Origin of the sequence: Lentzea rhizosphaerae (assembly GCF_042649515.1) — a bacterium.
Taxonomy (GTDB): domain Bacteria; phylum Actinomycetota; class Actinomycetes; order Mycobacteriales; family Pseudonocardiaceae; genus Lentzea; species Lentzea aerocolonigenes.
The window spans coordinates 101507-122930 of record NZ_JBHRZI010000021.1; the positions used below are offsets into that span (position 1 = coordinate 101507).

Sequence of the window (21424 nt, forward strand, 5' to 3'; positions counted from 1 at the left end):
ATGAGAAGGGTTTCTACGAGGGGAGATTTGTCATGACGGAGTTCACGGCCCAGCTCGAGCACGCCTTCGGCGTCGCACCGAGCGGGGAGACCGGCCTGCTGATCGACACGTTCGACGGCGCCGGCGTCGGTGTCGGCGGGCACGTGCGCTGGACCACCACCCGCGCCGAGGTCGTCGGGAGCATCTGCCGCTCCAGCGCCACCGGCGCCACTCGCTTCTCCATCTGCTCCACTCGCCCCGCCGGTCAGGCGTGACGTCGCGACACATCGGGTTCAAGCGGCACCTGCGTGCCGAGGTGGTACCGGGCGACGCGGTGTACGTGTTCTCAGAAGAGGACACCACCGCGTTGCGCGGCCCCCACGTCGAGGCGCTCGCCCCGCTGCTCGACGGCAGCCGGGACCTGGCCGCGGTGCGTCGCGAGCTCGACGCCTCACCCGAACACTCAGCCGGCCTGCTGACCCAGCTCGCGCAGGCCGGGCTCGTCGGCGTGCGCACGTCCGGCTCCGCCTACTGGGATGCGCTGGGCCTCGAACCCGCCGGGTCGCCCGACGTCGACGTCATCTCCCTCGGTGTCGATGCCGACCTGCCCCCGATCTCCGAGGGCGACGGCGCGCTGACCGTGGTCCTGGTGTCCGACTACCTGGTCGACGGTCTGTCCGAAGTGGACGACAAGCTTCGTGCTGCCGGCCGTCCGTGGCTGCTGGCCAAACCCGTCGGCGCCAAGGTGTTCATCGGCCCGTTCTTCACGCCGGGCTCAGGTCCGTGCTACCACTGCCTCTCCCACCGGCTGTGGGCGAACCGGGCTGCCGAGGCCCACGTGAGCTCCGCTCTCGGCCTGCCGGGTGCGGTACCCCGCCCGCCCGTCGTCTTCGAGCCGTTGCAGGCCGTCGCGCTCAACCTGGTGGCCCTGGAGGCGGCCAAGTGGGTCGCCGGTCACCGGTACGACGGTCAGCGGGCCGTGTGGACGTTCGACAGCCGTGACCTCACGGGCAGACGGCATTCCGTCTCCGCTCGTCCGCAGTGCCCTTCCTGCGGTGACCCGGCCCTGGTGAGCGAGCAGGCCCGCCGTCCCGTGGCGTTGACCTCCCGGCCGAAGGTGCACACCGCAGGCGGTGGACATCGTTCCTCGACGCCGGAAGAGGTGCTGGCGGCCTATCGCCACCTGGTCAGCCCGGTGACGGGAGTGGTGAGGGACGTCGTCCGCGACGACCGCGGCCCGGCGTTCTTCAACGCCTTCCTGTCCGGCCCGAACCTCGCACTCGGCAGCCGCGGCGCGGCCCACCTCCGGTCCGCCCTGCGCTCTCAGAACGGCGGCAAGGGCGTCACGGCGCTGGACGCGGAGGTCGGCGCGTTGTGCGAGGCGCTGGAACGGCACAGCGCCCACGCGGACGGCGACGAGGCACGGGTGCGCGGCAGTTACCGTTCGCTTGGCGCGCAGGCGATCCACCCGAACGACGTCCAGCTGTACGACCCGCGCCAGTTCGTCGACCGCGCTGCGTGGAACGCCGCGCACTCGGACTTCCAGCACGTCTGCGCTCCGTTCGACGAGGACGCCGAGATCGACTGGACGCCCGTGTGGTCGCTGACCCGTGGCGAACACCGGTTCCTGCCAACGGGTCTGCTCTACTTCGACGCGCAGCCCGACGAGCGGCTGATGGCGGACTCGAACGGCAACGCGGCCGGGTCGTCACTGGAGGACGCGGTCCTGCAAGGAATGCTGGAGCTCGTGGAACGCGATGCCGCCGCGTTGTGGTGGTACAACAGGACTTCACAGCCGCCCGTCGACCTGGCGGGCGAGGAGTGGATCGATGCGTTCCGGTCCGTGCACGCGGGTCTCGGCCGCGAGGTGTGGGCGCTCGACCTGACGTCCGACCTCGGCGTGCCCGTGGTGGTTGCGTTGTCCCGGCACACCTCCGGCGAGCGCGAGGACATCATCATGGGCTTCGGCGCCCACCTCGACCCGGCGCTGGCGTTGCGGCGCGCGCTGACCGAGGTGAACCAGATGATGCCCTCCGTGCTGGCGGGCGGCTGGGGAGACGACCCGGACCTGCAGCACTGGCTCTCCACCGCCACGGTGGCGAACCAGCCCTACCTGCTGCCGTCGGGGCCACCGGTCCAGCACCCGTCCACGGCTTCCGACGACCTGTTGACCGACGTGCTGGACGTTCAGGCACGCCTGGAACAGGCAGGGCTGGAGGTGTTCGTGCTCGACCAGACTCGGCCGGACATCGGGTTGCCGGTCGTGAAGGTGATCGTGCCGGGGCTGCGGGGGTTCTGGGCGCGGTTCGCGCCGGGGCGGTTGTTCGACGTGCCGGTGCGGCTCGGCAGGGTGGCCGCACCGACGCCGTACGACGAGCTGAACCCGATTGCGATTTTCCTCTGAGCCGTCAGAGGGTGGCGATCTTCACCGCCTTCGCCATCGCCTCGAACCCCTTGTCGCCGGGGTGCAGGTGGTCGCCCTGGTCGTAGTCCGGCCGGATCCGCTGCGGGTCCGCCGGATCACGGATCACCGCGTCGAAGTCCACGACGGCGTCGAAGTCCTTGCTGGCACGGATGAACGCGTTCACGGCCTGCCGCACCGACTCGAGCTCCTCGGTGTAGCTGTTCCAGCCCTTGAACGGCGTGATCGTCGCGCCGATCACCCGCAGCCCGCGGTCGTGCGCCCTGGACGCGATCTGCTTCAGCGCTGCGATGATCTTCGCCGGGTCGGTTTCGTGCGGGGTCTGCTGGATGTCGTTGATGCCCTCGAAGACGATGACCGAGCGGACGCCGGACTGGGTCAGCACGTCGCGGTTCAGGCGGGCCAGGGCGTTGGGGCCCGCCCACTCGCCGTCGCGCAGGAGGCGGTTGCCGCTGATGCCCGCGTTCAGCACGCCCATGCGGGTGTTGATGCGGTCGGCGAGCTGGTCGGGCCAGCGGAGGTTGGCGCCCCACGTCGAGTTCGCGCCGTCGGTGATCGAGTCGCCGAGTGCCACGACGCTGCCGCTCAGGGTGGAGGAGCGGACGTCCACGCCCGAGACGAAGTGCCAGTTGGTGGTGCGTTCGCGGAAGGCGGCGGCGGACTCCTCGGCCGTGTGGTTGCCGTCGCGGGTGAAGTACGAGTTCTGCATCGCGAGGTTGTGGAAGGTGACCGGGCCGCCCGGCTGCGGGGTGTAGACGCTGACCAGCAGGTCCGAGTCGGCGGGGACGGTCAGCGCCACGCCGTCGCTGACCACGTCGGCGCCGGCAGGGGCGGTGATCGACTGCGCGCCGCCGAACGTCAGCGTGCGCATGGTGCCGGGCAGCGCGAGGGGTGTGTCCGGGCCGGCCGCGCGGGCCACGGTGACCTGGCCGAACACCACGGGGGTGCGGCCGAAGGCGTTGGACAGCCGGACGCGGATCTCTCTGCCGCCGGCGCTGACGTGCACGATGTTGCGGATCGAGCAGTTCGGACAACCGGTCTCGGTGCCCACGCCGGAAGAGGGGGCTGCGGCCCAGGTGCCGACCCATCGGACGGGTGCGGCGTGCGCGGGAGAGGCCGCCGCCACGAGCAACGCCACTGCCAGCAGAAAGCGTTTCATGTCCTCGACCTTGGCAGCGCTCTCACACGGACGGTATCCGCCGATCTTCGGATCTATGCTGCACGGCGTGTGGGATGGAGACGAGTACCAGCGCAGGTTCGACTCGCTCGCCGAGTCCGGGATGGACGTGCACGGTGAGGCGACGTTCGTGCGCGCGTACGAGCCGAAGACCGTGCTGGACGCGGGCTGCGGCACCGGGCGCGTGGCGATCGAGCTGGCCAGGCACGGCGTCGAGGTCGTCGGCGCGGACCTCGACGAGTCGATGCTCGGCTACGCGCGGCAGCACGCGCCGGACATCACGTGGGTGCGGTCCGACCTGGCCGAGCTCGACCTGCGGCGCACGTTCGACGTCGTGGTCATGGCGGGCAACGTGCCGCTGTTCACCGCGCCCGGCACGCAGGACGCGCTGGTCGCGGGCGTCGCGAGGCACGTGGGGATGCTGCTGGTCGCCGGGTTCAGCCTGAACCGCGGGTACACGGCGCAGGAGTACGACGAGCACTGCGCGCGGGCCGGGCTCCGGCTGGTCGAGCGGTTCGCGACGTGGGACCGCGAGGAGTTCCGGGGCGGCGACTACGCGGTGTCGGTGCACGCGGTGTAGGCCTTCGTCGCCGCCTCGACGAACGCCCTGGTGAGCGGATCGTCCTCGCGCCACGCGATGACGACGGGGCTGGGTGGCATGTCGGTGAGCGGCACGACTTTCAGCTCGTCCAGGTCGTGACCGAGCGGCGTGAGACCGACGGATCCGTTCCACAGCACCGACTGCACGCACTCCTGGATCCCGCGCACGGTCGGGCCGCGGCGTGGTTCGCCGCCGTGCCAGTAGTTCCGCCAGATCTCGTCGGTGCCGTCCGGGAACTGGAACCACTCGCGGCCGGCGAGGTCCGCGGTGGTGAGGTGTTCGCGGTGTGCGAGCGGGTCGTCCGGACGCAGGACCGCGCCGACCGGGTCCTGGCGCAGGATCCGGGTCTTCAGGCCGGTCTCGTCGAACGGTCCGCGCGTCAGTGCGACGTCCACCTGGCCGGTGCGCAGGCCGCAGGTGGGGTCGGTCAGGTCGGTCTCGCGGATGCGGATCTCGACGCCCGCGTGCTGTTCCCGGAACGCGGCCGCCACCCTCGCGGCGCCGTGGTCGGCGAGCATGCCGACGGTGAGTGTCCGGCGCGCGAGCTTGATGCGGATGCGGTCGGCGTGGTCCAGCATCGCCTTCGCCTCGTGCAGCAGGACCTGGCCGGCGTCGGTGAGCGTGACGCCGGCGGGGGAGCGGTGCAGCAGCGTGGTCTTCAGGTCGGTCTCGAGGTGCTTGATCGCCCGGCTCAGCGGTGGCTGGCTCACGTGGAGCCGTCGCGCGGCGCGGCCGAAGTGGAGTTCCTCGGCGACCGCGACGAAGTAACGCAGTGTCCGCAGCTCCATGATCAGGCACGATACTCGTGCGGTATCGGGCTTGCGCACTCGGTCTTGGACGGACCGCGTGCTCTGGCGGTGGAGTGGGGGCATGAACCTCCCAGATCCTCTTGTCCGTGTCTCCGGCGCCGTCGAGGTGGCCGCCGACGTGCTGGTGATCCCGAACAACCACGTGGGGCTCGTGCCCAACATCGGTGTTGTGTGCGGCACCGAAGCCGTCCTCGTCGTGGACACCGGACTCGGCGCGGACAACGCCGCCGAGGTGCTCGCGTTCGCGTCGGAGGTGGCGAGAGGACGGCGGCTGCTCCTGACCACGACCCACTTCCACCCGGAGCACGCGTTCGGCGCCTCGGCGTTCCCCTCGTACCTCGTGAACCGTGCGCAGGCGGATGAACTGCGGCACAAGGGATCCGGCTACCTGGAGATGTTCCGCGGCTTCGGCGGCGCGGTCGCCGACCGTCTCAGCGGGACGGAGGTGCCCGTGCCGGACGAGGTGTTCGACGGCGTGCGCACGCTCGACCTCGGCGGGCGCGTGGTGGTGCTGCGGCCGACCGGGCGCGGGCACACGGTGGGGGACCAGGTGGTCGAGGTGCCGGACGCCGGCGTGCTGTTCACCGGCGACCTGGCGGAGACGGGACAGTTCGCGATCTTCCCGTGGTTCCCGCCGCACGACACCGACGTGTCCGGGGTCGGGTGGATCGGGGTGATGGACCGGCTGATCGCTGCTGGGCCTCGTGTTGTCGTGCCTGGACACGGGACGACGGGTGGTCCTGAGGTGCTGGAGGGCGTGCGGGACTACCTGCGCGAGCTGCGGGACGAGACGTGGCGGCGGCGGGACTCCGCGATGGAGGTCGAGGACATCGTGGCGGAGGTGCGGGCGGTGCTGGTGGAGCGGCATCCCGAGTGGGTGGGGCAGGAGTGGATCGAGCTCGGGGTGGGGTGCCTCTGTTCTGAGGTTGATGTGCGCGATAGCTTCAGTGTTGACTAAAGGTAGTCCTCTCCGAGGTGGGCCCGGATCACCTTCTTCGGCACGCACATCGTCCAGGCGCCGATGACGAGCTCGGTCATCTCCTCCACGTCCAGCTCCGCCATCGACGCGTGCACCCACTGGAACCGCATGTCCGACTGGCTCGGGAACGCGAACTTCACCGGGTCGCTCGCCACCAGCGCCTCCCGTTCCTCGCGCGGGTAGCCGAAGCCCAGCACCGTCTCGTCGCGGGACAGGGCCGCGTAGACGATCTGCCCCACGCGGAACTTCACGCGGTCGCGGATGAGGTGTTCGGTGGTGCGCGGCAGTGACAACGCCACGGTGCGGACGTCGGCGACGGTGACCATCGGGCAATCCTCCGCTTTGCGAGCCGTTTGGTCCACTAATTCAGTCTGAAACGGACAAAAAGTTCAAGAACGGCAATGCGTCACCATTCATTGTTGCAATTCATTTGCAAGTGTTGTGACCTGCGGTTATCGCGTCCCGATGGCCAGTTGAGACGAATAGAACCCTTTGCGATGAGAGCGTTGCCACACTCCTGTTTCCCTTTTCACTCGATCGGGTGAAAAGTGGCGCAATGAACCTAAGACGGTCCCTTCCGGCTCTTGTTCCGCTCGTGCTCACCGCGACGTTCTTCGCGGTCGGCACGGCTGAGTCGGGGACACCGAAGCAGAGCCCCGTCAACGTCACGCCCGGCGCCATCCGGTTCGATTCGCACGCGCCCAAGCTCGACGTCGACTACGGGTCCTCTGCGCTGGAGTTGAAGTACATCCGCAAGGACGTGGACAAGACCGACGGGTGCACTGTCCGCAACCACGAGGAGACGGAGGAGGCCGACGTCCAGCCCGGCGCCGGTCACGTCACCGTCGCCGGCACCCGGTACGACCTGGTGCAGTTCCACTTCCACACGCCGTCGGAGCACAAGTTCGGCGGCCGCAACACGCCGCTCGAGATGCACCTGGTGCACCGCAGCGCCGAGGGCAAGCTGCTGGTCGTCGGCGTTCCGCTGGTCGTCGGCTCGCACTCGGTCGTGGACGACGTGCTGGCGAAGCTCGCGCCCGAGTGCGGTGACGCGGTGGAGATCGAGCCGATCAACCTCAACCGGTTGCTGCCGCCCGACCACGGCACGCTGCACTACACCGGCTCGCTCACCACGGCTCCGTTCACCGAGGGCGTCGAGTGGTACCTCACCAGCCCGCAGCACGTGACGGCCGCGACCATCGCGCGCTTCCAGGGGCTGTTCACCGCGGGCAACGCCCGTGAGGCGCAGCCGCTCAACGGCCGGACGCTCGTGGAGGTCCCGCGGATCTGAGCGACGCACTGACGGAAGGCCGGTCCCGCGTGCCGGGGCCGGCCTTCTGCGTGGTACCCGGTTCTGTACGACCTGTTGGTGGTAGTTGGCGTGATCTGTAAGCGATTACATCAGCAGTTTTCTACTACCAACCCGTTCCTTGGCGGCTGTCCGCGCACGGCGTTCAACCTGGGCAACCGCCGGTGGCGTCTGTGCTGTTGGAGCGCCGTGTGAGCAGGCGCACCGGGTCGAAGGCTTCTGAAGCGCGTCAGAACGCCCGTAAAATCGTTCCGGTAGCTAACTAACCCGAGCCATGGGGATGCCTTGAACACCACCCGCGCCATGACCGCTCTCGCGCTCGGCGGGTTCGGCATCGGTACGACCGAGTTCGCCACGATGGGGCTGCTGCCGCAGATCGCGGAGACCTTCGGGATCCCGGACTACGAGGCGGGGCACGCGATCAGCCTCTACGCGGCCGGGGTTGTCGTCGGCGCGCCGTTGATCGCGGTGCTCGGCGCCAAGTTGCCGCGCAAGGGTCTGCTCATCAGCCTCATGCTCGCGGTTGCGCTGGGCAACGGGTTGTCGGCCGCTGCTCAGGACAAGACGTTGTTGTTGGTGGCCCGGTTTGTTGCTGGGTTGCCGCACGGCGCGTTCTTCGGCATCGCCGCTGTTGTCGCTGCCACGCTCGTTGCTCCTGAACGGCGGGGTACGGCGGTTGCGCGCGTGATGGTCGGTCTGACCGTGGCGAACCTTGTGGGTGTACCGCTGGCAACGGCCGCGGGGCAGCAGATCGGCTGGCGGACGGCCTATCTCGCGGTCGCGGTGATCGCCCTGGTCACGGCTGCGGCGATTGCGGCGTGGGTGCCGGTGGTGGCAGAGGCCGAGGACGCGTCGATGAAGGGTGAGGTTCGCGCGTTCGGTCGTCCGACGGTGTGGTTTGCGATCTTCACCGGCATGATCGGCTTCGGCGGCATGTTCGCCGTGTACTCCTACGTCGCGCCGCTGACGACCGAGGTCGCGGGTCTGCCGGCGAGCGCGGTGCCGTGGATGCTCGCGGTGTTCGGGCTCGGCATGACGCTCGGGGCCACGTTCGGCGGCCGGTTCGTGGACCGCTCCGCGATGGGCTCGGTGTTCGGCGGCCTGGTCGCGGTGTGCGTGATTCTCGTTCTGTTCGGGCTGACCGCTGCCAACCCGGTGTTCCTGTTCGGGCTGCTGTTCCTGCTGGGCTTCGTCATCCAGATCCTGGCGGCGGCCCTGCAGATCAGGCTCATGGACGCCTCGCCGGACGCGCCGTCGCTCGCGTCCTCGTCGAACCACTCGTCGCTCAACGTCGCCAACGGCGCGGGCGCGTGGCTCGGTGGCCTCGCGATCGCGGCGGGCTGGGGGTACACCTCGACGGCGTGGGTCGGTGTCGGGCTCTCGCTGGCCGGGCTCGCGATCGCGGTGGCGTCGGTGCTCTACGAGCGGCGCGCCTTGGCCCGTGTCACGACGAACCAGACGAGGGCGATGGCCAGCGCGGCGAGCACCGCCGTCGAGACCCAGCCCAGGTAGCGGTCGATCAGCTCGTAGTTCTCGCCGAGCGCGTACCCGGCGAGGATCAGCGCGGTGTTCCACAGCAGGCTGCCGGCCGCGGTGTAGAGCGTGAACTTCGTGATCGGCATCCCGGACACCCCGGCGGGGATGGAGATCAGGCTCCGCACGACCGGCACCATGCGGCCGACGAACACGGCCGCGTTGCCGTGCTTGTCGAACCACTCGTCGGCTTTGTCCACATCGGACACGGTGACGAACGGCAGCTTGTCCGCAACCCGCCGCAGCCGCTCCAGCCCGAGCCACGCGCCGAGGCCGTACAGCGCCAGCGCGCCCACGACGGAACCCGCCGTCGTCCACAGGATCGCGGCGACCAGCGAGATCTTGCCCTGACCGGCGGTGAACCCCGCCAGCGGGAGGATCACCTCGCTCGGCACCGGCGGGAACACGTTCTCCAGCGCGACCGCGAGGCCCGCGCCGGGTGATCCCAGCGCCTCCATCAGCTCGGTGATCCACTCCATGGTTGTCGAATTACCCGTTTTGCCCGGCCCCTCAACCTCCGGGTGGAGACGGATCTCCACCCCGCCTGCGGTTCTCGGTCCACGCGCTGACCTGTCCGGATTCCTGGCGTTGAAGCCATGACGGGAACTGTTGAGATCGTGCTGATCGCCGCGGCGATCAGCTACGTGCTGGGGCGACGGTTGATGGGGAGCCCGCGGTCGGCAAGCAGGGCTCCGGCGAAGTCCTCAGTCCACCCGATATGTCCGGTGAGAGCGTGCACACGCGCCAGGTGTTGTTGATGAACGGAACTTTCATCGACCTGGGGTGGATGAAAGTTCCGTTCATCCACCACCACAGGGCTCATCTCGGCAGCCAGGTCACTCCCGTGCCGACGCCGTCCGCCTCGCGCTCAAGCTCCGATGAATCGTGTCAAATTTGGTCATACTGTGTCACTTTCGTTGACAATGCAGTGCGAGACCTCCTACCTTCAGTGAGGGCATCGCTCCGCCGCCCGATGTGCTCCCCCTGTCGTACGCCGCCAGGAAGGACGCACCGAACGATGGAATCGCGCATCACCCGCAGGGCGGCTCTCACCGCTGCCGCCCTGATGCTCGTCAACGTGAACCCCGCGCAGGCAGCGCCCGCGTGGCATCCGAACCCCTCGACCGACGGCCTCAGGGCGTTCGAGGGCATCGAGGTCGACCGCGGCAACAAGTTCCCCGAGCGCAAGGGCAAGTACATCGTCGTCCAGGGCGACCACTACCGGTTCAACATCTGGAAGAACGACCGCGACACCACTGGCGGCGGCGACCGTCAGCGCACCGAGTCCAAGGGGATGGTGAGCGGCGGCAACGCGCTGAAGATGAAGAACGGCGAGACGTGGGTCATCTCGTACGAGATGTACATGCCGTCGTCGTTGCACGGCACCAGCAAGTTCACGCACATCTTCCAGACCAAGACACCCTCCACCAACGGCGGCCCGTGGACGACCTTGTCGCTGAGCCGCAGCGGTAGCACCGAAACGATCCGAGCGCGCGCGTTCAGCACGTCCGGCGCACCGGACATCGCCTCCACGAACCTGGCCCCGCTGCGAGACAAGTGGGTCACGGTCGAATGGACGATCACGCCCGGTTCCAGCGGCACGGTCGGTTTCGTGCTGCGCAACGGCACGGGCGCCAACGCGCCGATCGCGGTGCAGGGCAAGCGTTCCGGCGTGAGGATCCCGGACGAAGGTGACTACGTGCGGCCGAAGTGGGGCATCTACCGGTCGGTGGAGAGCGCCTCGTCGGACATCCTCGACACGTACATCAACTTCCGGAACTACACCGCCACGAAGAAGTAGACACGCCGGGGTCGGGTGGCCCGCTGATCGCGTACGGGTCTACCGTTGTTTGCCTTCTCTTCATGGAGGTCGACGGTGCGAGGCGCGATCGCTGCGGGCCACCCGCTCACCGCACAGGCGGGAGCGGCGATGCTGCGCGCCGGGGGAAACGCCGTGGACGCGGCCGTGGCGGCGATGCTGACTTCCTGCGTCACGGAACCGCTGCTGACCGGGCTCGGCGCCGCCGGGTACATGATGATCGCGCCGGCCGGCGAAACCCCTGTGCTGCTGGACTTCTCCGCCGCGGCCCCCGGCCGCGGCCGCACCGGCGACAGGGCTCCCCTCGAACCGATCACCGTCCACTTCGGTGACGCGCAGCAGGAATTTCACGTGGGACCGTCATCCGTCGCGGCCTACGGCCTGCCCGCCGGTGCCGCGAAGGCCGCCACCTACGGCCGGGCGCCGCTCGACGAGCTCGTCACCGTCGCGGTGAAACACGCCCGGGAAGGCCACCGGGTCAACCGGTACCAGGCCTACGTCACCACGTTGCTGCTGCCGCTCGCCCACAGCGCGGGCCTGAACGCCTTCGAGGAAGGCGAGCTGCTCGTCCAGCCCGAGCTCGCCGAAGCTCTCGAACGGCTCGGCAAGGACGGTGCCGCGCCGTTCTACACCGGTGACATCGCGGCCGCGATCGCCGGCACGATCGGCGGGGACGGCGGCGATCTCACCCGAGCGGACCTGGAGGCCTACGAGGTTGCCGTCAGGGAACCGTTGCACGTGCGGCACCGCGGCCGTGACATCCACACGAACCCACCGCCGGCCGCTGGCGGTGCGTTGCTCACGCAGATGCTGGAAGCGTTGCCGGACAACCCTTCGCAGCAGGACCTCATCCGCGCGATGGCCACGCCGAAGACCCACCTGAACCGCCTCGGCTCCACCACGCACATCTCGGTCCTCGACGCCGACGGCACGGCGTGCTCGGTCACGACGACCAACGGCGCGGGCTCGGGCATCTCCATCGCCGGCGTGCACCTGAACAACATGATGGGCGAGGAGGACCTGTCACCCGACGGGTTCTTCAGCCACGCGCCCGGCGACCGGCTGCCGTCGATGATGGCGCCGACCGTGGTGACCAACGGCGGCGGCGCCGAGCTCGTGCTCGGCAGCGCCGGTTCCAGCCGGATCTGCGGCGCCATCCTGCAGGTGCTCGTGAACGTCCTCGACCGCGGCATGCCCGCCCAGGAAGCGGTCGACGCGCCACGCCTGCACCTGAGCGGAGATCATCTCCACGTCGAACCGGGAATTCGACCGGAAAGCGAACTCCCGGTGACGAGATTCCGTGCCCCGAGCATGTTCTTCGGCGGCTGCCAGGTCGTCGAGATGACCGGATCCGGCCTGCTCAGAGGTGGTGCAGATCACCGTCGGGACGGCTCGATCGTCGTGGTGTGAGATCTTGCCCGCATAATGGGATATCCGTTTTCCTGATTCACGAGTCAGGACGCACGATGGAGCGGTGACGGCTCTTCGCGAGAGAACATCCTCGCCGCTCCTTTCCCGCACGTTCCTCCAACTCTCCGTCATCAGTGTCGTGTCCGGCGTCTCCATGGCGTTCGCGATGCCGTTCAACTCGCTGTTCCTGACCTCGGAGATCAAGGTCACCCCGGTCCAGCTCAGCGTCTTCCTGCTGGCGAGCCCGCTCGCGTCCGTGGTGGCCAGCACGATCATGGGCAAGCTGTCGGACGGCCGGGTGCAACGCCGCTACCTGCTCGTGGCCGGCGGTGTCGCCGGTGCGATCGGCTACAGCCTGTTCGCCGTCCTGCGCGACTACTGGTTCCTGCTCGGCACGTCCGTGGTCTTCGTGGCGATCACGTCGTCGCTGCTCCCGCAGATCTTCGCGTACGGCCGCGCGGTGTCGCGGGGACCGTCGATGATGGTCAGCGTCCTGCGCACGCTGCTGTCCGTGGCGTGGGTGGCCGGACCGCCGCTGGCCGCGCTGATGGTCGCCAAGACCGGCTGGGTCGGCCTGTTCACGGCCACGGCGCTGCTTCAGCTCGGTGTCGCGGTGCTCGCCTTCACGCTGCCGGTTCCCGTTGCCGTGCCGGAGGAGAAGGCCGAGGAGGAAGCCGGGCCGTCGCGTGCCGGCATGTCGGTCGTCGCGGCTGCCTTCGTGTTCCTCCAGGGCTCGGTCGGGCTCGCGGTGAGCGGTCTGCCGTTGTTCGTCACGACCCAGCTGCACGGCACGGCGGGAGACGCCGGACTCGCGATGGGGCTGTGCGCGGCGCTGGAGATCCCGATGATCCTGTGGTTCGGGTCGCTGGCGAACCGGATGTCCCAGCACAAGCTCGTCCTCGCGGGCGCCGTGATCGCGTTGGGCTATCACGGCTCGATGCTGCTGACGGACTCCGTCTGGCAGGTGCTCGCCCTGCAGCTGCTGCACGCCACCGTCATCTCGCTCGTGATGGGTGTCGGCCTCACGTACTTCCAGAGCCTCGACCCCGCCCGTCCCGGCCGCGCCTCGACGATGTTCAGCAACACCCAGATCGTCGGCGGCATGATCGCGGGCGCGCTCACCGGCCTCTCCGCGCAGCTCGGCTTCCGCTGGATCTACGGGTTCAGTCTGACGATGGTCGCGCTCGGACTGGTGCTGCTGCTCGTCGCGGGCAGGCTCACTGGATCGTCGAGGCGGTGACCTTCGGCTTCTCCCCGGTGCCGAGGTAGAAGATCCCCTTGACGGTCTCGAACCCGAGGCTCGGGTTGCGGCGCAACGTGGAGCCCTCGACCGACATCGAGCCCGAGTGGTCGTTGCTGACGAAGAACACCGCGCCACCACCCTCGTTGGCCTGGTTGTCCTCGATCAACGACCCGGCGATCCGCAGCGTGAACGTGTTGCCGTCGTTGTAGATCGCACCACCGCTGCCACCGCCCGGCGTGCCTGCGCGCGCGGGGTTGGCGCCACGGCCGATGGCCTTGTTGCCCTTCATCAGGCTGTTGAGCACCACCCACGACGCACCGATGCTGCTCAACGCACCGCCGTTGGAGCACACACCGCCTTCGAACGTGCTGCTGGTGATGTAGATCGGTACCTTGTCGGCCCAGTCGGTCACGCGGATCGCGGCACCACCGAGATCAGGACCGTTGGTGTCGCACCTGTTGCCGGCGAACCGGGAGTTCACGACCTTGAGCTGACCGCCGCGCACCATCACCGCGCCACCGCCCCCGCCGTCGGAGCTGTCACCGGTCGAGTTGCCGTCGGCGAGCGTGATGTTCTGGAGCACCAGCCTCGGTGCGTTGTGGTCGAGCACCCGGCGCTGTCCCTGACCGCTCAACGTGATCCGGCCGCCGCCGTCGAGGACGGTCTTCGCGCGGACCTTCGCGGTCGCGGCCAGCGGGATGGTGAGCGGGTTCGGCCCGCAGTTGAACGTGACGACCCCACCGGCGGCGACCGCGTCGATCACGGCCTGCGACGTGCAGGTGGCGGGCGCGCCGGTGCCGATCACGCGGGTGGGCTTCGAGGCGTCCTCCGCGGCGGCTTCCGGTGGGACGGCGGCGGTGCCGTTCGGGTTGCCGAACTTCGCGACCGGTGGCGGCGGAGGTGGGGGAGCGGCGGACGACGGGGGAGCGGCGCTGCTGCTGCTCGGCGGTGGCGTCACCACGGACACGGTCTGCGATGGCGACGCCGTGGGTAAGGACGGACCGGGGACCGGGGAACCCTGGATCGTCGTGCCGCAGCCGGCCACGAAGGCGGCGAGCAGCACGACTGCCTGTCTACCTGACATGGCGGGCACCCTAAACCTCCTGGCACAGCGGGCAAAGCACCTCGCGAATCGCCACGAGATCAAGGCGTTCTGCAGGTGTTTCCCGACCGTGACCCGCGAAACCGGCACAAGATCCGGTTGTTCACGTTCCCAGAACCGGTGTCCGCAGGTGCGGGACGGTCGTTAGCCTGACTCACGAGTCAGCTTTCATGCCTCCGCTGGTCCGGTCGTTGTGACGGAACGTCGACAAAATGGCGTATCGGCCTACACGGCGTGCGGTTAGTTGCATCCAAATGACACGTTCGTGAAAGAACCACGCGTTCGGGTGGCCCTGTGTCCCTGGCACACTGCGCTCCGTGCCCACCCACTTCCCCGACGAACCACCGACCGAGCGCCACCTGGCGCCCGACCCGGCGTTGATGGAGGCCGCCCGCGCCAGGGGTCGCGAACGCTGGGCCGCTGCCGGTGACGTGCCGGTGCCGGAGGAGAAGCCGCCGGGCCACCCGCTCAAGCCCCGCATCGCCGCGATCGCGGCCATCGCCGCACTCCTCGTCCTCGCGGGAGTCGCCATCCTGACGTTCAGCGGTGGATCGGGTGACGGCGGTGCGGACGTCGCACAGCCGTCGCAGAGCTACATTCCCGGCCTGATCACGCCGCCGGAGGAGCTGCCGGAGGAGTCGCAGCCGAACAGCGCGAACCCGACGCTCGCCTCGTCCATGCTCGGCCTGATCCCCACGACGACGACGGCGGCCGCACCGCCGCCCGCCACCGACGGCAACCGCGCGCCCAGCGGTGCCAAGTCCTTCACGACCGGCCCCGGCTGCGGCGGCTACACCAGCGTCGGCCTGTACCGCGACGGCAGGAAGGGCTGGGTCGACCACGGCGACGGCAAGTGCGGCTCGACGTTCGTGTCGGTCCCGATGTCCGGTGACGCCCGGCGCGACGACAACTCCGCGTACGGCATGTGGACGTTCTCGGTCTCCGGCACGTGCGACGTCTCGGTGTTCATCCCGAACGGCAACCTGGAGGAGGTCGGGGGTAACCCGACCGTGTACTACGTCTTCGACCGCAACGGCGTCGGCGGCACCCCGATGGCGTCGTTCGCGATCAAGCAGGTCGAGAAGCGCGGCCAGTGGGTGAACGCGGGGAAGTTCAAGGCCAGCGGAAACCTCACCGTGCAGCTGCTCACCCGAGGTCAGGACTGGAACAACTCCGGACCCACCTACGCCCATCACGCCGCCAGCGCGGTCAAGGCAGACTGCACGGCGTGACGAGAGATCTGCATCTGGTCCGGCACGGCGAGGCGACGAAGGACGAGTCACGGCTGACCGCGCGCGGTCGCAAGCAGGCCGAGGCGGTAGCGGAACGGTTGCGGGGCACGGGTTTCGCGGCCGTGCACCACGGTCCGCTGCCCCGTGCGGCGGAGACGGCGACGATCATCGCCGGCGTGCTGCGCGTGCCCTGCCGGGTCGAGGCCGCCGCCGGTGACTACGTGCCGCACTTCGTGCCCGACCACGACGAGTTCTTCGACCAGTTCCCCGAGTCGGAACGCACGCGCGGCCCGGCACTGGCGCACGAGGCGGAGACGCGGTTCGCGCGGCCCGGCGACGGCCCGGTGCTGGTCGTGACGCACTCGTTCCTGATCAGCTGGCTGGTCCGCGACGCGCTCGACGCACCGCCGGAGCGGTGGCTGACGCTGAACCACGACAACGCCGCGCTGACCGTGATCCGTTACACGACCGGCAGGTCACCGCGGCTCGTCAGGTTCAACGACGGCGGGCATCTCAGCGGGATTTGAGCGTCAGCAGCGTGATCTCGCTCGGTGCGAACACGCGCATCGGCGGGCCCCAGAACCCGGCGCCGCGGCTGGTGTAGAGCTGCGTGCGGTCGCTGTGCCTGCTCAGACCGGCGACGACGGGCTGCTGCAACCGCACCAGGTAGTGGAACGGCCAGATCTGGCCGCCGTGCGTGTGCCCGGACAGCTGCAGGTCGACGCCCGCGTCGACGGCCTTGCGGATCTCCGACGGCTGGTGCGCGAGCAGCACGACCGGGGCGTCGGAGTCGGCGCCGCGCAGGGCCAGGGCGAGGTCGGCGGTGTGGCCGGGCTCGCCGGAGTGGTCGGCGGTGATGTCGTCGATGCCCGCGAACACCAGCCGGGCACCGTCGCGCTCGAGCGTCTCGTGCTCGTTGTGCAGCGCCTTCCAGCCCAGTCGGGTCATGAGGTCGATCCAGCCCTGCGCGTTCGAGTAGTACTCGTGGTTGCCGGTGATGTAGAAGCGGTGCTTCGCGTTCACGTCACCGAGCGGGCTCGCTTGCTCCAGGCGCTGCTCGGCGGTGCCGTCCGCGATGTCACCGACGTGCACGGCGACGTCGGCGCCCAGGCCGTTGACCGCGTCGACCACGCCCCGCGACCACTTCGCGCGGTTGATGGCGCCGTAGTGGGTGTCGGTGATGACGGCGACGGTCAGGCCGTCGAACGCGGGGTCGAGGCGCGGGAGGGTGACGTCCTGGCGCTTGATCCGCGGCACGCGCATGGCCTCGTAGACGCCGTAGACCGTCACGGTGACGATGATTCCGGCCAGCAGGACCGCGATCAGGCGGGAGCGGAACGGGTTCTCGACGCCGCCGAGCGCGAGGGCGAGCCTGAGCACGTCGGTGATCAGCGTCCAGACGAACGCGATCCAGACGAAACCGAGCAAGAACTGCGAGATCCGCGCGGCGCGGTCGCTGGTGCGCTGGGTGAACAGGGCGATCATGGCGACGGCCGCCGCGAAGAACACGACGGCGGCGATCGGCCGGACCGGGTCGGGCCACTGGGCGCTCGCCGCGAACAGTCCCTCGAACGGCACCCAGAACAGCAGTGTCGTGACGGTGAACAGGACGAGCGTGAAGACCACCCGCCGTACCGTGATGCGGGGCCGGGTCGCCGTGGTCGTCATGCGTGTCCTCCTGAGTCGCTCAAACCCTCTCAACGCACGGAGGCCCCCGTTTGTTCGCTTGAGGTCCGTCACACGCCCGTGACGCAACCGCCGGGGTCACGGGGAGTCCTCCTAGCAAGAACTCCGACGACCTAGAGTGGGCCACATGATCTTCTACACCGACGAGGAGAGCCGGACGCTGCGCACCGCCGTGTACGGCGCGATGCTGCTGGTCTCCCACGCCGACCCCGGCCCCGTGCTGGAGGAGCGGTTCGCCGGCCTGCGCGCTCTCACGAACCTGTCGCCTGACCTGCGCGGCGTACTCGGTGCGGCCCGCCCGTCCGTGCCCGCCGGCACGGACGAGGAGATCGAGCCGGTGGTCCTGGAGGCGCTGCGCTCCTCGATGAAGACGCTCACGGCGCGCTCGCCGGAGGACGCCGCGGACTTCCCGCGCGCCGTGCTGGCGATCTGCCGCGAGGTGGCCGAGGCCGACGGCGTGGTGGTGGACTCCGAGGACGCGATGGTGGCCCGCATCGAGGGTGCGCTCGCGCTCTAGCCCGTTCATTTTTGGCGCGAAAAGCACGTTCGGGCCATCTATCGGCCCGAACGTGCTTTTCGCGCNNTCCCCCGCCAAAAATGAACCGTCCACTGGGTGGGCGCTGCGCCGAATGGCCGATAGCGCTTGCCCGGGGCGGTGGCAGGGTGGATCTCCTATGGGGATCGACATCGGGGGAGCGCCACCATGGAACTGTCGCGTCGTGAACTGCTGACCCGCACCGGCCAGGCCGCCGCCGTCGCCACCGCCGCCTCCACGCTCACCATCGGCACCGCGCAGGCCGGCGCGGGGGTGAAGCTGACGCAGGGCACCAACATCTCGGTGTCGCGGTCGTCCGACGGCAGGTGGCTCGCGATCGACCTGGTCACGGCGATCTGGGTGCTGCCGGCGGCCGGTGGGGCGGCACGCAAGCTCACCGACGAGCTGCAGGACGCCACGCTGCCGTCGTTCGGGCCGGGCAACAGGATCGCGTTCCAGTCCTATCGAGACGGCAACTACCACCTGTACCTGATCGGGCTCGACGGCAGCGGGCTGACGCAGCTCACGCGAGGGCGCTACGACCACCGCGAGCCCGCGTTCTCGCCGGACGGCACGAAGATCGCGTTCGTCAGCGACCGGGCCGGCAGCTACGGCGTGCACGTGCTGGAGCTGGCCACGGGCGCGATCACGCAGCTCACCGGGGTGCCGGACGAGGCAGCGGCGCCGCAGTGGTCGAAGGACGGCAGGCGGATCATCTTCGTCACCGGGAACGCGGCGGTCGAGGTCGTGTCCCTGGACGGCAAGCGCGAGAAGCTGGTCACGGCACCCGCGGGGGCACAGCTGTTCGGTGCCGCGTTCGGGCCCGGCGACCAGCCCAGCTACACGTTGATGCGGCCCGGGCAGGCCGATCTGATGCTCGGGTCCACGGCGGTGGTGACGGGTCAGGACGTCTTCGGGTTCGCGCCCGTGTGGGACGGCGACAGCGTTCTCTACACCGCTGACGGCAAGATTCGGTTGCGCACCAACGGGTCCACGAAGGACATTCCGTTCGAGGTTTCGGTTCCGGTGCGCAAGGTCGAGCGGCACCGTACGAGGAACCTCAGCGGTGGCCCGGTGAAGGGCATCGCGGGACCGGTCGTCTCCAGCGACGGCAAGATCGCGTTCCGGGCGCTCAACGCCATCCACCTGCTGAGCAACGGCAACGTCACCAAACTGACCGACGGCAGGTACTTCGACTCCGACCCCGACTTCTCGCCGGACGGCACCAAGCTCGTCTACGCCAGCGACCGCACGGGCGTCGCGCAGCTGTGGGTCCGCGACCTGAAAACGGGCGAGGACAAGCAGTTCGCGCCTTCCGCCGGTGCGCAGACCACGCCGCGGTTCTCCCCGGACGGCACCAAGGTCGCCTACGTGGACCAGGACGGTCAGGTCTGGATCGCCGACACCGCCGGGCGCAGGCAGATCACCCCGACGCTGTTCCAGCCCGGCCGGCCGACGTGGTCGGCGGACGGCACGGTCGTCGCGCTGGCCGCGGTCAAGCCGTTCTCGCGCCGCTTCCGCGAGGGCACCAGCCAGATCCTCTCCGTCGACCTGGCTTCGGGCGAGCTCAAGTACACCGAGCCCATGCCGTTCCGCTCGATCGCGACCCGCGGTGACGACGGCCCGGTGTGGTCGCCCGACGGCAAACACATCGCGTTCGTCGTGGAGAGCGTCGCCTGGGTGGTACCCGTCGACGCGAAGGGCACCTTCACCGGTGAGCCGCGCCAGGTCACCCGCGAGGTCACCGACTCGCTGGCGTGGCACGGCAACGACGCGTTGGTGTACCTGAACAACGGCAGGCTCAGGAAGTCCACTCTGGACGGGAAGACCTCCACGATCCGGGTGAACCTCAACTGGGCCAAGCCCAAGGCGCCGGAACGGAAGGTCGTCCGCGTCGGCGCCTACTGGGACGGCGAGGCGCACGAGCTCAAGCGCAACGTCGACATCGTCGTGGAAAACGGCTCTGTCAAGGAGATCCGGCCGCAGCACGGCCGTGCCGACGTCGACGCGTCCGGACTGACCGCGATTCCCGGCCTGATCGACGCCCACAACCACTGGCACCTGCGCGGCCGCCAGTGGGGTGCGCGGCAGGGCAACGTCTGGCTCGCCTACGGCATCACCACGGTCCGCTCACCCGGTGACCCGGTCTACCAGATGGTCGAGACCCGCGAGGCCCTCGCGGCCGGAACCCTGACGGGGCCGAGGTTCTACGCCACCGGTGAGGCCGTCGACGGCTCCCGCGTCTACTACAACTTCATGCGCCCGACGCTGTCCAAGGCCCAGCTCGACCTCGAACTGCGCCGCGCGCACGAGCTCGGCTACGACATGATCAAGACCTACGTGCGCCTGCCGGTCGAGCTGCAACGCGCCGCCGTGCAACGCTCCCGCGTCCCGCTGTCGTCGCACTACCTCTACCCGGCGGCCAACCTCGGCATGGACGGCATGGAGCACGTCGGTGCCACCAACCGCCTCGGCTACTCCCACACCGTCAGCCGCCAGGGCAAGGCGTACCAGGACGTCGTGTCGCTGTTCACGAGCTCCGGCATGTCGATGACGCCCACCCTGTTCCACAACCGTGCGTTGTTCGCCGAGGACAAGTCGCTGGCCCTGGACGAACGCACCCGCGTGCTGTTCCCGCCGTGGGAGTACGAGCGCTACCTCGCCGACGCCAACAGCGGCGGCGGCACCTCGTCGGCCTACGTGCTGCGCAACTGGGTCGAGTTCGCCCTGGCCGTGCACCGCGGCGGCGGCCTGGTCATCTGCGGCACGGACGCACCCCTGGACGCCCCTGCCGCGGCCACGCACATGAACCTGCGCGCGATGGTGAAGTACGGCTTCACGCCACGGGAAGCGCTCATCACCGCGACCCGGAACCCCGCTCGCTGGCTGGGCCTGCCGATCGGCGCGATCAAGCCGGGCTCGCCGGCGGACATCTCGTTCGTCTCCGGCGACCCGCTCGCGGACATCAAGGCGGCGGCGGACGTGCGGAAGGTCATGGTCGGCGGGCGCCTGCACGAGATCGCCGACCTGCTCGCGCCGTACCGGAACCAGCCTCAGCTCATGTCCACTGTGGAAGCGCTGGAACCGCTGGCGTCGGCGAAGAACGAGCACTGGTGGCACGAACCGGAGTGGTCAGAGCACGTGTGCTGCGATCACTGAGCAGCTCGCTGGAAGTCTTGTCCGCACTTGCGGTTGATCTTTATGAGGGGATCGGCCTGGGCGCGGGTGTAGTCACGGAGTTGGTGGTAGGCAAGGTGATCAGCAAACGATTGCGTTCGCCGCCAAGTACAGCCAACCCGCAGGCCCACGCCGTGAGAGCGCATACATCAAGATCAAAGCAGCGTGTTGTTCATCGGCGCTCCCGTCAGCCGGAACCCCGCCGGCTGGACGAGCACCGTCCAGCCGCCGGACGTCAGGGCGCAGACCACGTCGGGATAGCCGTGCTCGTAGTCGTGCAGTGCGCTGATCTGCTCGCCCAGGAACGGTTCGTCGCCAGGATGCGCGTCAGCCCAGGAATGTTTTCGCAGCACGTGATCCCCCAAGATCAGCTCGATCCCCCGACCCTAGCGCGCAGGTCCGAGCGCCGGA

Annotated in this window: 20 protein-coding genes; 13 read left to right on the forward strand and 7 right to left on the reverse strand. The window is 69.1% G+C overall.

The window, feature by feature from the left end; translation table 11 throughout:
- Positions 1-32 precede the first annotated feature (32 nt).
- Positions 33-254, forward strand: coding sequence for a hypothetical protein (locus ACFOWZ_RS25685; RefSeq protein WP_382376438.1), 222 nt, complete (start codon positions 33-35; stop codon positions 252-254).
- A complete protein-coding gene (locus ACFOWZ_RS25690; RefSeq protein WP_382376439.1) occupies positions 251-2383 on the forward strand; it encodes a TOMM precursor leader peptide-binding protein in 2133 nt (710 codons plus the stop codon). Before ACFOWZ_RS25685 ends, ACFOWZ_RS25690 begins: the two co-directional genes overlap by 4 nt.
- Before the next feature lie 4 nt (positions 2384-2387).
- Here ACFOWZ_RS25690 and ACFOWZ_RS25695 read toward each other — a convergent pair whose 3' ends face one another.
- Positions 2388-3560: an SGNH/GDSL hydrolase family protein gene (locus ACFOWZ_RS25695; protein WP_382376440.1), complete on the reverse strand. Its 1173-nt coding sequence runs from the start codon at positions 3558-3560 to the stop codon at positions 2388-2390.
- A gap of 67 nt (positions 3561-3627) precedes the next feature.
- Here ACFOWZ_RS25695 and ACFOWZ_RS25700 point away from each other — a divergent pair, with 67 nt between their 5' ends.
- Positions 3628-4158: a class I SAM-dependent methyltransferase gene (locus ACFOWZ_RS25700; protein ID WP_382376441.1), complete on the forward strand. Its 531-nt coding sequence runs from the start codon at positions 3628-3630 to the stop codon at positions 4156-4158.
- Here the strand turns inward: ACFOWZ_RS25700 and ACFOWZ_RS25705 are convergent.
- Positions 4131-4967, reverse strand: coding sequence for a LysR family transcriptional regulator (locus ACFOWZ_RS25705; RefSeq protein ID WP_382376442.1), 837 nt, complete (start codon positions 4965-4967; stop codon positions 4131-4133). The genes ACFOWZ_RS25700 and ACFOWZ_RS25705 overlap by 28 nt on opposite strands.
- Positions 4968-5049: 82 nt before the next feature.
- On the opposite strand from ACFOWZ_RS25705, the gene ACFOWZ_RS25710 reads away from it, so the two are divergent.
- Positions 5050-5946 carry an MBL fold metallo-hydrolase gene (locus tag ACFOWZ_RS25710; RefSeq protein ID WP_382376443.1) on the forward strand — a complete coding sequence of 299 codons (897 nt, stop codon included), beginning with the start codon at positions 5050-5052 and terminating at the stop codon, positions 5944-5946.
- Here the strand turns inward: ACFOWZ_RS25710 and ACFOWZ_RS25715 are convergent.
- The gene (locus tag ACFOWZ_RS25715; RefSeq protein WP_382376444.1) at positions 5943-6293 is read right to left on the reverse strand and encodes an MmcQ/YjbR family DNA-binding protein; all 351 of its coding nucleotides are present in this window, start codon (positions 6291-6293) and stop codon (positions 5943-5945) included. The two genes, ACFOWZ_RS25710 and ACFOWZ_RS25715, sit on opposite strands and share 4 nt — an antisense overlap.
- A gap of 230 nt (positions 6294-6523) precedes the next feature.
- Here ACFOWZ_RS25715 and ACFOWZ_RS25720 point away from each other — a divergent pair, with 230 nt between their 5' ends.
- A complete protein-coding gene (locus ACFOWZ_RS25720; RefSeq protein WP_382376445.1) occupies positions 6524-7258 on the forward strand; it encodes a carbonic anhydrase family protein in 735 nt (244 codons plus the stop codon).
- Between the two features lie 321 nt (positions 7259-7579).
- A complete protein-coding gene (locus ACFOWZ_RS25725) occupies positions 7580-8788 on the forward strand; it encodes an MFS transporter (protein ID WP_382376446.1) in 1209 nt (402 codons plus the stop codon).
- Here the strand turns inward: ACFOWZ_RS25725 and ACFOWZ_RS25730 are convergent.
- Positions 8695-9288, reverse strand: coding sequence for a DedA family protein (locus tag ACFOWZ_RS25730; RefSeq protein ID WP_382376447.1), 594 nt, complete (start codon positions 9286-9288; stop codon positions 8695-8697). The two genes, ACFOWZ_RS25725 and ACFOWZ_RS25730, sit on opposite strands and share 94 nt — an antisense overlap.
- A gap of 539 nt (positions 9289-9827) precedes the next feature.
- Between ACFOWZ_RS25730 and ACFOWZ_RS25735 the strand changes: the two genes are divergently transcribed.
- The 3 genes from ACFOWZ_RS25735 to ACFOWZ_RS25745 all read left to right on the forward strand — a co-directional run bounded on the left by ACFOWZ_RS25735 (position 9828) and on the right by ACFOWZ_RS25745 (position 13278).
- Entirely contained in the window at positions 9828-10610 is a 783-nt protein-coding gene (locus tag ACFOWZ_RS25735) for a hypothetical protein (RefSeq protein WP_382376448.1), read from the forward strand.
- 75 nt (positions 10611-10685) lie between these two features.
- Positions 10686-12038, forward strand: coding sequence for a gamma-glutamyltransferase (locus ACFOWZ_RS25740; RefSeq protein ID WP_382376449.1), 1353 nt, complete (start codon positions 10686-10688; stop codon positions 12036-12038).
- A gap of 64 nt (positions 12039-12102) precedes the next feature.
- Positions 12103-13278: an MFS transporter gene (locus ACFOWZ_RS25745; RefSeq protein WP_382376450.1), complete on the forward strand. Its 1176-nt coding sequence runs from the start codon at positions 12103-12105 to the stop codon at positions 13276-13278.
- On the opposite strand, the gene ACFOWZ_RS25750 is transcribed toward ACFOWZ_RS25745, so the two are convergent.
- A complete protein-coding gene (locus tag ACFOWZ_RS25750; protein WP_382376451.1) occupies positions 13256-14365 on the reverse strand; it encodes a hypothetical protein in 1110 nt (369 codons plus the stop codon). The two genes, ACFOWZ_RS25745 and ACFOWZ_RS25750, sit on opposite strands and share 23 nt — an antisense overlap.
- 335 nt (positions 14366-14700) lie before the next feature.
- Between ACFOWZ_RS25750 and ACFOWZ_RS25755 the strand changes: the two genes are divergently transcribed.
- Positions 14701-15615: a hypothetical protein gene (locus ACFOWZ_RS25755; protein ID WP_382376452.1), complete on the forward strand. Its 915-nt coding sequence runs from the start codon at positions 14701-14703 to the stop codon at positions 15613-15615.
- Positions 15612-16142, forward strand: coding sequence for a histidine phosphatase family protein (locus ACFOWZ_RS25760; RefSeq protein ID WP_382376453.1), 531 nt, complete (start codon positions 15612-15614; stop codon positions 16140-16142). The genes ACFOWZ_RS25755 and ACFOWZ_RS25760 overlap by 4 nt, the downstream gene beginning before the upstream one ends.
- Here the strand turns inward: ACFOWZ_RS25760 and ACFOWZ_RS25765 are convergent.
- Positions 16129-17283 carry a metallophosphoesterase gene (locus tag ACFOWZ_RS25765; RefSeq protein WP_382376454.1) on the reverse strand — a complete coding sequence of 385 codons (1155 nt, stop codon included), beginning with the start codon at positions 17281-17283 and terminating at the stop codon, positions 16129-16131. The two genes, ACFOWZ_RS25760 and ACFOWZ_RS25765, sit on opposite strands and share 14 nt — an antisense overlap.
- A 145-nt stretch (positions 17284-17428) precedes the next feature.
- Here ACFOWZ_RS25765 and ACFOWZ_RS25770 point away from each other — a divergent pair, with 145 nt between their 5' ends.
- Both ACFOWZ_RS25770 and ACFOWZ_RS25775 read left to right on the forward strand, forming a co-directional pair.
- Positions 17429-17818 (forward strand): hypothetical protein, encoded by a 390-nt coding sequence (locus tag ACFOWZ_RS25770; protein ID WP_382376455.1) that lies wholly within the window; start codon positions 17429-17431, stop codon positions 17816-17818.
- A 186-nt stretch (positions 17819-18004) separates the two neighbouring features.
- Complete coding sequence (locus ACFOWZ_RS25775; protein ID WP_382376456.1) at positions 18005-20995, forward strand: amidohydrolase family protein; 2991 nt, start codon at positions 18005-18007, stop codon at positions 20993-20995.
- Between the two features lie 173 nt (positions 20996-21168).
- Here ACFOWZ_RS25775 and ACFOWZ_RS25780 read toward each other — a convergent pair whose 3' ends face one another.
- Complete coding sequence (locus ACFOWZ_RS25780; RefSeq protein WP_382376457.1) at positions 21169-21366, reverse strand: hypothetical protein; 198 nt, start codon at positions 21364-21366, stop codon at positions 21169-21171.
- Between the last annotated feature and the right edge of the window lie 58 nt (positions 21367-21424).